The sequence below is a fragment of the Clavibacter sp. CT19 genome (genome assembly GCF_027858075.1).
Taxonomy (GTDB): Bacteria; Actinomycetota; Actinomycetes; order Actinomycetales; family Microbacteriaceae; genus Clavibacter; species Clavibacter tessellarius_A.
On sequence record NZ_JAQHYR010000006.1, the window covers coordinates 163,294 to 175,362 of the forward strand.

Below are 12,069 nucleotides of genomic sequence, written 5' to 3' on the forward strand. Positions count from 1 at the left end.
TCGGCATGCGCCGCGCGAGCACTCCCCCGCCCTCCGCGCTCCGCCCCGGATCCCCAGCGGAGCCCGGGTAAGCTCATCCCCGTCCTGATCCCGAACCCGACGAGAGGCAGACCGTGACCGACACGCGTGTCCTCGGCGGACGCTACGAGATCGGGACGCTCCTGGGCCGGGGCGGCATGGCCGACGTGTACGAGGGCGTCGACGCGCGACTCGGTCGACGCGTCGCCGTCAAGATCCTGCGTCGCGGCCTCGCGGAGGATCCCGCCTTCCGGAGCCGCTTCCGCCAAGAGGCCCAGGCGGCCGCGCGCATGTCGCACCCCACCATCGTCCGGGTCTTCGACGCCGGCGAGGACATCGTCACCGACCAGGACGGCGCGTCCCACACGGTCCCCTTCATCGTCATGGAGCGCGTCGAGGGCCGCCTCCTCAAGGACGTGATCACCGACGGCCCGCTGGAGCAGGAGGAGGCCGTCCGCATCATGGGCGGTGTCCTCACCGCACTCGAGTACTCGCACCGCGCGGGCGTCGTCCACCGCGACATCAAGCCCGGCAACATCATGGTCACGCCCACCGGCCAGGTGAAGGTCATGGACTTCGGCATCGCCCGCGCGGTCTCCGACACCTCCGCCACCATCGCGCAGACCACCGCCATCCTCGGCACGGCACGCTACTTCTCGCCCGAGCAGGCCAAGGGCGAGTCCGTGGACGCGCGCACCGACCTCTACTCCGCCGGCGTGGTCCTCTTCGAGATGCTCACCGGGCAGGCGCCCTTCCGCGCGGACACGGCCGTGGCCGTCGCCTACCAGCACGTCAGCGAGACGCCCGTCGCACCGAGCACCGTCCAGGAGCACGTCTCCCCGCAGCTCGACCAGGTGGTCCTGCACGCCATGGCGAAGGACCGCTACGCGCGCTTCCAGACCGCCGCGGACTTCCGCACCGACCTCGACCGCGCCGCCGCGGGCACCCTGCCCGAGCGCGAGGCACCCACCACCGACGTGGGCGCCACCCTCTTCGGCGCACCCGCGGGCCCGTCCTCCTCCCAGCAGGCGCTCCGCCAGCTGGGCGTCGACGACGACCGCACCGTCCGCACCCAGAGCCGCCCGCCCGTGCCGTGGATCTGGGCCGGCGTCACCGTCGTGGTCGTCATCCTCATCGCCGTCGTCATCTGGGTCACCAGCCTCAGCTCCATCGCGCCGCCCGACATCAGCCCCACCGTGCCCGACGTCGCGGGATCCACGTACTCGAGCGCGGCGGGCGCCCTGCAGGAGGCGGGCCTCGTGCCGCTCGAACGCGAGGAGGCGAGCGCCACGGTCCCCGCGGGCACGGTCCTCCGCACGAATCCCGACGCTGGCGAGAACGTCGCGACGAAGACAGAGATCGATGTCTTCGTCTCCTCCGGACCACCCAAGGTCCAGGTCCCCAACGTCACCAACATGGACGAGGCCACGGCCACCGCGGGCCTCCAGTCCGCCGGCCTCAGGGTCGGTGAGGTCGTGAGGCAGTCGTCCCCGACGGTCTCCGACGGCGTCGTCATGCAGACGGATCCTGCCTCGTCCGCGCAGGTGGACAAGGGCTCCACCGTCAAGCTCGTGCTGTCGAACGGCAAAGTCTCCATGCCCGACGTGCTCGGGCAGCCCCTGGTCGAGGCGCAGTCGCTGCTCGAGGCCTCCGAGCTCACGGTGACCACGCGGAGGGACCCGTCCTGCGTCCGCGCGGACGGCTCTCCCGTGAGCCAGCAGTCCGTCCCCCCGGGCGACGTCGCCCAGCGCTCGACCGTGGCCCTCACGTACTGCACGGGCGCGGGCCGCGGAACACCCGCGCCGGCACCCACGGCTCCGGCGCCGACGCAGGCCCCTCCGCGCGGCTGAGCGGCGGTCGAGACCCGACGCACCTCGACCTGCGGAGCCGTGTCAGCCGATGCGGACCAGCGGCGACAGCCGGGACGACGTCTCTCGCGCCCCGCCCAGTCCCGCGCCCTCGAGCCAGTTGCCGAGCATCCGGTAGCCGCCCTCCGTGAGCACGGACTCCGGGTGGAACTGCACCCCCACGATGGGCGCGGCCTCGTGCCTCAACCCCATGATGACGCCGCCCTCGGTGCGCGACGTGACCACGAGATCGGATGGGATGGTTCCGTCGACCACGGCGAGGGAGTGGTACCTCGTCGCCGTGAACGGCTGCGGCACGCCGAGGTAGAAGTCGCCGTCATCGTGCGTGACGAGCGAGGTCTTGCCGTGCATGAGCTCCTCGGCGTTGGTCACCGTCGCGCCGAACGCCTCCGCGATCGCCTGGTGTCCGAGGCACACGCCCAGGAGCGGCGTGCTCGACGCGAGAGCCGCACGCACCGTGGGGATCGACACCCCGGCGTCCGCTGGCTTGCCCGGTCCCGGGGAGACCAGCACAGCGTCGTACTCCGAGATGACACCCGCCATGTCCGCGTCCGCGTGGTCGTCGTTGCGCATGACGACGGTCTCCGCGCCGAGCTGCTGCAGGTAGCCGTCGAGCGTGTAGACGAAGCTGTCGTAGTTGTCGATCACGAGCACGCGCGTCACTGGTGCACCGTCACTTCCTGGGTGTTGACGATCGAGTCGACCCAGGGGAAGACCCAGGTGACGAGGCAGTAGAGGATCGCGGCGACCGCGATGAGCAGGATCAGGAGCCGGACCCACACCGGCCCGGGTAGGACGCGCCAGAGCGCCGCGTACACGGTCAGCTCGCCTTCGCGAACGACGTGCCGGCCAAAGCCGCGGGCGTCGAGGCGTCCGACCGAGGCTGCCACGACTCGAAGACGCTGTACGCCACGACCCGCTCCGCTGCGGAGAAGAGGGGATTGCAGCTCGTCATCGTGAGGATGCGGTCCCCCGCTTGCGCGTCGGGGGCCTGCGGCACCTCGTTGAGCACGTCGACTCCGGTGGGCTTCACGTACTCGAGTGTACGGAAGCGGTACGTGTACCAGCCGTCCTGCGTCTCTACCACGATGGCGTCGCCGACGCGGAGGTTCGTGATCTGGTTGAACGGCTTGCCGTAGGTGGTGCGGTGCGCGGCGACCGCGAAGTTGCCCACCTGTCCGGGCATCTGCGTCTCCCTGTAGTGGCCGACCTTGCCGAGGTTGAGGACGTCCGCCAGGCCCACTCCCGTAGCGACGGGCACCACGTAGTCCGGCCCGAAGCGCGGGATGTAGATGTTGCCGAAGTCGGTGGCGTTGGACGCAGGTGCGGCCGTGATGACCGGGTCGCCCGGGGCCGCGGGCGACGCGGTCGGGTCCGGCGTGGCCTCGGGGGCGGGTGCGGCCGTCGCCCACGAACGGCTGTTCTCCAGGGCCTGGTCCCGCTGGCCGCTGCTCACGACGATGTCGTTGAACCACAGCTGCCATCCGAGGAACAGCATGATGAGGACGCCTGCGGTGAGGAGCAGCTCGCCGAAGACGCCGACGGTCCCGAGGATGGCGTCCCCGCGTCGCGCCCGCCGCCGCGTGGCGCGACGGGATGGGGCGGGGTGCGGTGCGCTCATGTGCCGATTGTAGGCGGCGGGGATGCGCGGTCACCCCCTGCCGGGTCCCCGTGGGATGCGGGAGGCTCCCGGGGCCGGTGGAGGAGCATCCCGCTAGAATCTCCGCATGGCCCGCGACAAGACGACGAGACCCTCCCGCCAGGAACGCGTGCGGGATGAGGACGCCCCGAACCCGGTGTGGTTCAAGCCCATCATGTTCGGCTTCATGCTCGTGGGCCTGGCCTGGCTCATCGTGTACTACGTGAGCCTCAACGCGTTCCCCATCCCCGACCTCGGCGTCGGCAACATCCTCATCGGCTTCGGCCTCATCCTGGTCGGCTTCCTCATGACCACCAGGTGGCGCTGACCGCTCCCGCCCCTGACGAGCCCGTCGCCATCTCCGGATGGCGGCGGGCTCTTCTCGTGCTGCCGCCTCGGCCGTCCTCCCACGTCGTTGTCCACAGCTGCTCTGTGCACAACCGTCCCCACATGTGGACAACGCATCGGAAGCGCTCGTGCGGGCCCACCGGCCGTGGCGGTTACCGCGCGCGCCCCACGGGACGGGCGATCGGAGCCGCGGAGCTCCTCTGTCCCCGAGAGCGGATCCCGCACCGCGCTCGGGAAATGACACGCGTGTAACTATCCCCACTGTGGAGGAGCCTGTGGATAACCATCCGGCGGCCCTGCAGCAGGACGCGTCGAGCCGAGGCCCGACGGACAGAGCCAGCGCGGTGCCCGCACCCCTCCGCTCAAGCAGGGCGGGACGAAGACCCTCAGAACGTGACGGGGAAGAGCGCGGCGGCGGCCACGATCGCCACGGCCAGGCCGGCGAGCGATCCGACCTGGATACCCGGCCGACGGGCGTCGCGCGTCCTGAGGAGCGCCAGAGCCACCACGGCGCCGGTCACGAGGCCGCCGACGTGGGCCTGCCAGGAGACGCCCTGGATCACGAAGCCGAGGAGGAGGTTCACCGCGATGACGCCGAGGAGCGGGCCGACGTTGCCGCCGAGCTTGCGCGCGAGGACGAAGTACCCGCCCATGAGCCCGAAGATCGCTCCCGAGGCCCCGACCACGGCCTGGAGGGGCTCCCCCATGGTCGCGCCGATGACCTCCACGGCGAGGGATCCGCCGAGCGCGGAGATCAGGAAGAGGGCCAGGAACCGGGCGCGTCCGAGCATGGGCTCGAGGACGCGGCCGAAGACGAACACCGACAGCATGTTCAACAGGATGTGGAAGATGCTCGACGAGGAGTGCGTGAAGGCGCTGGTGAGCATGCGCCAGGGTTCGTAGTCACCCGACGCCATGCTTCCGTAGACGGGCGCGAACCACAGTGCCCGCGTGACGGTCTCGCCGAGGATCGGCAGCACCTGGAGGATCCAGACCACGGCGCAGACGGCCATGATCGCGTAGGTCACGACGGGACCCGAGCTCCGGGTAATCCGCGTGACGAACGGCGCCCGGGAACGAGGAGCGGTGCGACGCTGCTCCTTCATGTCCTCGGGGCAGATCACCCCGACGGCGGCCGGCGTCTGGCACTCCGGGCAGATGGTCCGCCCGCATCGCTGGCACAGCACGAAGCTCTGCCGGTCGGGGTGCCGGTAGCAGCGGTCGGCCGCCGTACGGGGTGAATCGGTCATCAGACCTTCTCGACGGTGACGCTCTCGATCACGACGTCCTCGCGGGGGCGGTCGCGGCCGTCGGTCGCGACGGCGTTCAGCGCGTCGACGACCTTCTTGGACGCGTCGTCGGCGACCTCGCCGAAGATGGTGTGCTTGCCCTGGAGCCACGTGGTGGGCGCCGTGGTGATGAAGAACTGCGAGCCGTTGGTGCCGCGGCCGCCCTGGGTGCCGGCGTTCGCCATGGCGAGGATGTACGGCTTGGAGAAGTCGAGGTCGCGGCTGATCTCGTCGTCGAACTGGTAGCCGGGACCGCCGGTGCCCTGGCCGAGCGGGTCGCCGCCCTGGAGCATGAAGTCCTTGATGATGCGGTGGAAGACGACGCCGTCGTACAGCGGGTCGTTCGACTTCGTGCCCGTCTGGGGGTGGGTCCACTCCTTCTCGCCGGTGGCGAGGCCGACGAAGTTCTCGACGGTCTGGGGCGCGTGCGACCCGAAGAGGTTGAGGACGATGGTGCCGTGGTTGGTCGTCATGGTGGCGACGTGAGTGTGCGCAGACATGGAGCAATGGTCTCACGGCGGAGCTGGGACTCGGCGGACGCACAGGGTCCGCCGTGTTTGCCCGCAGAGGCACCCGTGCCAGACTGGGGATTCCTGGCGATATCACACCGATGGAGGTCCCCTTGGGTCTGTCACGCAAGAACAAGAAGGAGTTGGCGAAGCTCCGCACCCACGCGGCCGCCGTCCTCAAGGAGCAGCGCGAGGTCCTCGACCGGGCCAACGTCGTCGTGGCCGAGGCCGCGCACACGGCTCGCAGGCTCTCCGACCAGCACGTCGTCCCCGCCGTCAAGCGCGGCGTCGACGACCACATCCGTCCCGGCTACGAGGCGGGCGCCGAGCGCGCGCGCGCCGCTGCCGACTCCGCGTACAAGGGCTTCACCCACACGGTCCTCCCGGCCGTCGCCGGTGCCGCCGGATCCGCGGTCGCCGCGACCGAGGGCATCCGCAACAGCAAGCAGGTCAAGGACGCCATGAAGAAGGCCGGCAAGGTCTCCTCCAAGGCGCAGGAGTTCGGGAAGCACTACGTCGACAACGGCCGCTCCTACGTCGGTCGCTACGTGCCCCAGGTCGCACCGGCGAAGAAGGGCCTCGGCTTCGGCGGAGTCGCCCTCATCGCACTGGGCGTCGTCGTGGTCGGTGGCGTCGGCTACGCCCTGTACCAGACGTTCCGTGCCGACGACGACCTGTGGATCGCCGACGACGAGCCCGAGGCCGTCTCCACCACCGCGAAGGACCAGCCCTCGAGCTGATCCGCGCGGCGACAGCACGACGAAGGCCCGGCCACCGAGAGGTGGCCGGGCCTTCGTCATGCGGGCGTCGTCTCGACACCGGTCGACCGCCGGCTCGCCGGCGTCACGAGCCGGATGGAGCCGTGACGGCGAGGAGGCGAAGGCCCGGATCCGGGCGGAATGTGGAGTCACGGGGAATCGAACCCCGGACCTCCTGCTTGCAAAGCAGGCGCTCTACCAATTGAGCTATGACCCCGAACGGCGAGACCCGCATCGCGATGCCCTCGGCCGACTCGATTCCCGCCAGGCCCCCGGATCGTGCTGATCCGGGGGTGTTGGTGGGGATACCAGGATTTGAACCTGGGACCTCTTCATTATCAGTGAAGCGCTCTAACCAACTGAGCTATATCCCCATCGGGCAGGACTACGTTACCGTACGCCTGCCCGTTTCTCCCAATCGGCTACGCGTTGGTGAAGCCGACGAGGACACCGCCGGTGATGCGCACGCTGAGGTTGTAGAGCAGCGCGGCGACGGCACCGAGGACGGTGCCGACGACGATGTTGAGCACGGCCACCACGATGGCGAATCCGAGGACCTGGCCCAGGCCGAACACCTGCTGGAGGGAGAAGTCCGCGGATCCGGACACCTCCTGGAAGAGCTGGTCGACCGTGCCGAAGACGTTGGTGGTCTGCAGCACGACGTAGATGAGGAACGTGGCCACGACGGTGATGATGCCGAGCACCACCGAGAAGAGGAACGCGAGCTTCAGCGCCGACCAGAAGTCGACGTACACGAGCTTCAGACGCACCTGCTTGGTGGTGGTCGCTCGCGAGGACTTCTTCGCGAGCTTCTCGGCGACACTACTCATCGGGGGTTTCCTTCCCAGCAGCGGTACCCTCGGACGCGTCGGGCGCAGCTTCGGGGACCACCAGGTTGCGTTCGGAGTTCTTGGCCAGTGAGATGATCCTGTCGTCGTCCGCGAAACGGGCGAACACGACACCCATGGTGTCTCTGCCCTTCGCCGGGACCTCGGCCACGGCAGAGCGTACCACCTTGCCGCTGGCGAGCACGACGAGGATCTCGTCCTCCTCGCCCACGATCAGGGCTCCCGCGAGGTCGCCGCGGGCATCCTGCAGCTTCGCCACCTTGATGCCCATGCCGCCACGGTTCTGGACGCGGTACTGATCGGCGGCGGTGCGCTTCGCGAAGCCGCCCTCGGTGACCACGAACACGAAGCCCTGGTGTCCGACGACCGAGGCGCTGAGCAGCGTGTCGTCGCCGCGGAAGGTCATCCCCTTCACACCGGAGGTCGACCGCCCCATGGGACGCAGCGCGGAGTTGTCGGCGGAGAATCGCAGCGACATCCCCTTGCGGGAGACCAGCAGCAGGTCGTCGTCCTCGTTCACGAGGAGGGCGGACACGAGGGCGTCGCCGTCGCGGAGGTTGATCGCGATGATGCCGCCCGTGCGGTTGGTGTCGTACTCGGTGAGCGCGGTCTTCTTCATCAGCCCGTCGCGGGTGGCGAGCACGAGGTACTGCGCGACCTGGTAGTCGCGGATGTCGAGGACCTGCTGGATCTCCTCGTCCGGCTGCATGGCGAGCAGGTTGGCGACGTGCTGGCCCTTGGCGTCGCGGCCGGCCTCCTGCAGCTCGTACGCCTTCGCCCGGTAGACCCGGCCCTTGTCCGTGAGGAAGAGGAGCCAGTGGTGCGTGGTGGTGACGAAGAAGTGCTCGACCACGTCGTCCGCGCGGAGCTGCGCGCCGCGCACGCCCTTGCCGCCACGGTGCTGGCTACGGTAGTTGTCGATGCGCGTGCGCTTGATGTACCCGCCACGCGTGACGGTGACCACCATCTCCTCCTCGGGGATGAGGTCCTCCATGCTCATGTCGCCGTCGAAGCCGAGCATGATCTCCGTGCGCCGGTCGTCACCGTACTTCTCGGTGATCTCCTGCAGCTCGGTGCTGATGATCTCCCGCTGCACGGACGGCGTCGCCAGGATGTGCTTGTACTCGGCGATGCGCTCCTCGAGCTCGGCCGCCTGGTCCTGGATCTTCTGGCGCTCGAGCGCGGCCAGTCGGCGGAGCTGCATCTCGAGGATGGCGTTGGCCTGCAGCTCGTCGATGTCGAGCAGCTTCATCAGCCCGCTGCGCGCGACCTCTACCGTCTCAGACCGGCGGATGAGGGCGATGACGTCGTCGAGCGCGTCGAGCGCCTTGAGGTAGCCGCGCAGGATGTGGGCGCGCGCCTCGGCCTCGTTGAGACGGAACTGCGTGCGGCGCACGATGACGTCGACCTGGTGGTCCACCCACGCGGAGATGAAGCCGTCGAGCGCGAGCGTGCGCGGGATGCCGTCGACGATCGCGAGCATGTTCGCGCCGAAGTTCTCCTGGAGCTGCGTGTGCTTGTAGAGGTTGTTCAGCACGACCTTCGCGACCGCGTCGCGCTTCAGGACGATGACGAGGCGCTGGCCGGTGCGGCCGGACGTCTCGTCGCGGATGTCGGCGACGCCGCCGAGCTTGCCGTCCTTCACGAGCTCGGCGATCTTGATCGCCAGGTTGTCGGGGTTGACCTGGTACGGGAGCTCGGTGACCACGAGGCACACGCGGCCCTGGATCTCCTCGACGGCGACGACCGCGCGCATCGTGATGGAGCCGCGGCCCGTGCGGTACGCGTCGATGATGCCCTTGGTGCCGAGCACCTGGGCGCCCGTCGGGAAGTCGGGGCCCTTGATCCGCTCGAGGAGCGCCTCGAGGAGCTCCTCCCGGTTCGCGTCCGGGTTGGCGAGCAGCCACTGGGCACCCGACGCGACCTCACGGAGGTTGTGCGGCGGGATGTTCGTGGCCATGCCGACCGCGATGCCCACGGATCCGTTGACCAGCAGGTTCGGGAAGCGCGACGGGAGGATCTTCGGCTCGAGCGTGCGGCCGTCGTAGTTGTCCTGGAAGTCGACCGTGTCCTCGGTGATGTCCCGGACCATCTCCATGGCGAGGGGCGCCATCTTGGTCTCGGTGTACCGGGGGGCCGCGGCGCCGTCGTTGCCGGCGGAGCCGAAGTTGCCCTGGCCGAGCGCGAGCGGGTAGCGCAGGCTCCACGGCTGGACGAGGCGGACGAGCGCGTCGTAGATGGAGGAGTCGCCGTGCGGGTGGAACTGGCCCATCACCTCGCCGACGACGCGGGCCGACTTGAAGAAGGAGCGGTCGGGCCGGTAGCCGCCGTCGTACATCGCGTAGATCACCCGGCGGTGCACGGGCTTCAGGCCGTCGCGCACCTCGGGGAGCGCGCGCTGCACGATCACGCTCATCGCGTAGTCGAGGAACGAGCGCTGCATCTCGAGCTGGAGGTCGACCTGCTCGATGCGGTCGTGCGTCACGACCACCGTGGCGTCGGGGTCGATGATGGCGCCGGGCAGCGAGTCGGATGCCGCGGCGGCGGAGGACGCCGGCGTCACGCCCTCCTGGGGCAGGGCATCGTCGGTCGACGGCGCCTGCGCGTCGTCCGGGGTCGCGCCCGTGCCCTGCTCGTCGTCCGGAGTGGTGTCGTCGGCCATGGAGGTCCCGTTCAGATGTCGATGGATCGTGGAGTCGGTGCCGGGCGGCGGCGGGCGCTGAGCCCCGCCGCCGCCGCGTCGATCAGATGTCGAGGAACCTGACGTCCTTGGCGTTGCGCTGGATGAAGCTGCGGCGGGACTCGACGTCCTCGCCCATCAGCGTCGAGAAGACCTCGTCGGCGCCGGCGGCGTCGTCGAGCGTGACCTGCATGAGCGTGCGGGTGGCCGGGTCCATGGTGGTCTCCCACAGCTCCTTGTAGTCCATCTCGCCGAGGCCCTTGTAGCGCTGGATGCCGTTGTCCTTCGGGATCCGCTTGCCGTTCGCCTGCCCGTGCGCGAGCAGCGCGTCGCGCTCCGCGTCCGTGTAGACGTACTGGTGCTCGGCGTTCGACCACTTGAGCCGGTACAGCGGCGGCTGCGCGAGGTACACGTAGCCGAGCTCGATGAGCGGCCGCATGTACCGGAACAGCAGGGTGAGCAGGAGGGTCGTGATGTGCTGGCCGTCGACGTCGGCGTCGGCCATCAGCACGATCTTGTGGTACCTGACCTTCTCGGCGTCGAAGTCCTCGCCGATGCCCGCGCCGAACGCGGTGATCATCGACTGCACCTCGTTGTTCTGCAGCGCGCGGTCGAGGCGGGCCTTCTCCACGTTGAGGATCTTGCCCCGCAGCGGCAGGATCGCCTGCGTCGTGGGGTTGCGCCCCTGCACCGCGGATCCGCCGGCCGAGTCGCCCTCGACGAGGAAGACCTCCGACAGCGCCGGGTCCTTGCTCTGGCAGTCCTTGAGCTTGCCGGGCATGCCGCCCGACTCGAGCAGCCCCTTGCGCCGGGTCTGCTCGCGTGCCTTGCGGGCGGCCAGCCGCGCCTGCGAGGCCTGCATCCCCTTGCGGATGATGTCCTTCGCCTGCGCCGGGTTCTTCTCGAGCCAGTCGCCGAGCTGCTGCCCCACGATGCGCTGCACGTAGGCCTTCGCCTCCGTGTTGCCGAGCTTCGTCTTCGTCTGGCCCTCGAACTGCGGCTCGCCGAGCTTCACCGAGATGACGGCGGTGAGGCCCTCGCGGACGTCGTCGCCCGTGAGGTTCTCGTCCTTCTCGCGGAGCAGCTTGTTCTCACGCGCGTAGCGGTTGACGAGGGTGGTGAGCGCCGCACGGAACCCCTCCTCGTGCGTGCCGCCCTCGTGGGTGTTGATGGTGTTGGCGTAGGTGTGGACGCTCTCCGTGTAGGAGGTGGTCCACTGCATCGCGACCTCGAGGCTGATCTTCTTGACTGTGTCCTCGGACTCGAACGCGATGACGTCGGCGTTGACGACCTCGGTCTTCTTCGCCTTCACGAGGTGCTCGACGTAGTCGACGAGGCCGCGCTCGTAGAGGAACTTCTCGGTGCGGTGCTCGGCGCCGTCGACCTCGCGCTCGTCGTGCAGCGTGAGGGCGAGCCCCTTGTTGAGGAACGCCATCTGCTGGAAGCGCGCGCGGAGGGTGTCGAAGTCGAACTCGACGGTCTCGAAGATCTCGCGGCTCGGCCAGAAGGTGATGGTGGTGCCGGTCTCGGTGGATCCCTCGCCCTTCTCCAGCGGCGCGTCCGGCACGCCGATGGTGAAGCTCTGGCGCCAGACGGCGCCCTGACGGCGGACCTCGACGTCGAGGCGCTCCGACAGGGCGTTCACCACGGAGCTGCCGACGCCGTGCAGACCGCCGGAGACCGCGTATCCGCCGCCGCCGAACTTGCCGCCGGCGTGCAGCTTGGTGAGCACGAGCTCGACGGTGGAGATGCCCTCGACCGGGTGGATGTCGACGGGGATGCCGCGGCCATCGTCGACGACGCGGATGCCGCCGTCCTTGCGCATCGTGATCTGGATGTCGCTGGCGAACCCGGCGAGGGCCTCGTCGACGGAGTTGTCGACGATCTCGCTCACCAGGTGGTGGAGACCGCGCGGACCGGTCGACCCGATGTACATGCCGGGTCGCTTGCGCACGGCCTCGAGGCCCTCGAGCACCTGGATCTCGTTGGCGCCGTAGTCGTTGCTCACCTGCTGGCGGGTGATGTGGTCGGAGTCGTTGTGCGTCTCCTCGACCTCCACCTCGTCCGGGGTGGAGTCGTCGGGGAGGTCCTGTGAGGCATCCGATGTCATGA

Annotated in this window: 11 protein-coding genes and 2 tRNA genes; 3 read left to right on the forward strand and 10 right to left on the reverse strand. The window is 69.3% G+C overall.

What is annotated here, in order from left to right; all coding sequences use genetic code 11:
- Positions 1-113: 113 nt before the first annotated feature.
- Positions 114-1,868 carry a Stk1 family PASTA domain-containing Ser/Thr kinase gene (gene pknB, locus PED38_RS09095; protein WP_270980941.1) on the forward strand — a complete coding sequence of 585 codons (1,755 nt, stop codon included), beginning with the start codon at positions 114-116 and terminating at the stop codon, positions 1,866-1,868.
- 42 nt (positions 1,869-1,910) lie between these two features.
- Here the strand turns inward: pknB and PED38_RS09100 are convergent, their stop codons facing one another.
- From PED38_RS09100 to PED38_RS09110, 3 genes are read right to left on the reverse strand one after another with little or no spacing between them, the layout of a single operon-like run.
- A complete protein-coding gene (locus PED38_RS09100; RefSeq protein ID WP_270980942.1) occupies positions 1,911-2,549 on the reverse strand; it encodes an anthranilate synthase component II in 639 nt (212 codons plus the stop codon).
- Positions 2,546-2,704 carry a hypothetical protein gene (locus PED38_RS09105; RefSeq protein WP_270980943.1) on the reverse strand — a complete coding sequence of 53 codons (159 nt, stop codon included), beginning with the start codon at positions 2,702-2,704 and terminating at the stop codon, positions 2,546-2,548. Before PED38_RS09105 ends, PED38_RS09100 begins: the two co-directional genes overlap by 4 nt.
- A gap of 2 nt (positions 2,705-2,706) precedes the next feature.
- Complete coding sequence (locus tag PED38_RS09110) at positions 2,707-3,507, reverse strand: class E sortase (RefSeq protein ID WP_270980944.1); 801 nt, start codon at positions 3,505-3,507, stop codon at positions 2,707-2,709.
- Between the two features lie 106 nt (positions 3,508-3,613).
- Between PED38_RS09110 and PED38_RS09115 the strand changes: the two genes are divergently transcribed.
- A complete protein-coding gene (locus tag PED38_RS09115) occupies positions 3,614-3,853 on the forward strand; it encodes a cell division protein CrgA (protein ID WP_015488825.1) in 240 nt (79 codons plus the stop codon).
- 406 nt (positions 3,854-4,259) lie between these two features.
- Here PED38_RS09115 and PED38_RS09120 read toward each other — a convergent pair whose 3' ends face one another.
- Together PED38_RS09120 and PED38_RS09125 are read right to left on the reverse strand one after the other, a co-directional pair.
- Positions 4,260-5,123 (reverse strand): rhomboid family intramembrane serine protease, encoded by an 864-nt coding sequence (locus tag PED38_RS09120; RefSeq protein ID WP_270980945.1) that lies wholly within the window; start codon positions 5,121-5,123, stop codon positions 4,260-4,262.
- The gene (locus PED38_RS09125) at positions 5,123-5,662 is read right to left on the reverse strand and encodes a peptidylprolyl isomerase (RefSeq protein WP_063070912.1); all 540 of its coding nucleotides are present in this window, start codon (positions 5,660-5,662) and stop codon (positions 5,123-5,125) included. The genes PED38_RS09120 and PED38_RS09125 overlap by 1 nt, the downstream gene beginning before the upstream one ends.
- 122 nt (positions 5,663-5,784) lie before the next feature.
- Between PED38_RS09125 and PED38_RS09130 the strand changes: the two genes are divergently transcribed.
- A complete protein-coding gene (locus tag PED38_RS09130) occupies positions 5,785-6,411 on the forward strand; it encodes a hypothetical protein (protein WP_254654470.1) in 627 nt (208 codons plus the stop codon).
- A 162-nt stretch (positions 6,412-6,573) separates the two neighbouring features.
- Here PED38_RS09130 and PED38_RS09135 read toward each other — a convergent pair.
- From PED38_RS09135 to gyrB, 5 genes are all read right to left on the reverse strand, one after another.
- Positions 6,574-6,646: transfer RNA gene (locus PED38_RS09135), tRNA-Ala, on the reverse strand.
- An 80-nt stretch (positions 6,647-6,726) separates the two neighbouring features.
- A tRNA-Ile gene (locus tag PED38_RS09140) sits at positions 6,727-6,803 on the reverse strand.
- A gap of 48 nt (positions 6,804-6,851) precedes the next feature.
- Entirely contained in the window at positions 6,852-7,259 is a 408-nt protein-coding gene (locus PED38_RS09145) for a DUF3566 domain-containing protein (protein WP_063070914.1), read from the reverse strand.
- Positions 7,252-9,939: a DNA gyrase subunit A gene (gyrA, locus tag PED38_RS09150; protein ID WP_270980946.1), complete on the reverse strand. Its 2,688-nt coding sequence runs from the start codon at positions 9,937-9,939 to the stop codon at positions 7,252-7,254. Before gyrA ends, PED38_RS09145 begins: the two co-directional genes overlap by 8 nt.
- A gap of 82 nt (positions 9,940-10,021) precedes the next feature.
- Positions 10,022-12,067, reverse strand: coding sequence for a DNA topoisomerase (ATP-hydrolyzing) subunit B (gene gyrB, locus PED38_RS09155; RefSeq protein ID WP_254654472.1), 2,046 nt, complete (start codon positions 12,065-12,067; stop codon positions 10,022-10,024).
- Positions 12,068-12,069 lie beyond the last annotated feature (2 nt).

Coding starts and splice junctions, on each gene's coding strand:
- PED38_RS09110 (WP_270980944.1), bottom strand. CDS start 3,507: ATGAGCGCACCGCACCCCGCCCCATCCCGTCGCGCCACGCGGCGGCGG.
- PED38_RS09115 (WP_015488825.1), top strand. CDS start 3,614: ATGGCCCGCGACAAGACGACGAGACCCTCCCGCCAGGAACGCGTGCGG.
- PED38_RS09120 (WP_270980945.1), bottom strand. CDS start 5,123: ATGACCGATTCACCCCGTACGGCGGCCGACCGCTGCTACCGGCACCCC.
- PED38_RS09125 (WP_063070912.1), bottom strand. CDS start 5,662: ATGTCTGCGCACACTCACGTCGCCACCATGACGACCAACCACGGCACC.
- PED38_RS09145 (WP_063070914.1), bottom strand. CDS start 7,259: ATGAGTAGTGTCGCCGAGAAGCTCGCGAAGAAGTCCTCGCGAGCGACC.
- gyrA (WP_270980946.1), bottom strand. CDS start 9,939: ATGGCCGACGACACCACTCCGGACGACGAGCAGGGCACGGGCGCGACC.
- gyrB (WP_254654472.1), bottom strand. CDS start 12,067: ATGACATCGGATGCCTCACAGGACCTCCCCGACGACTCCACCCCGGAC.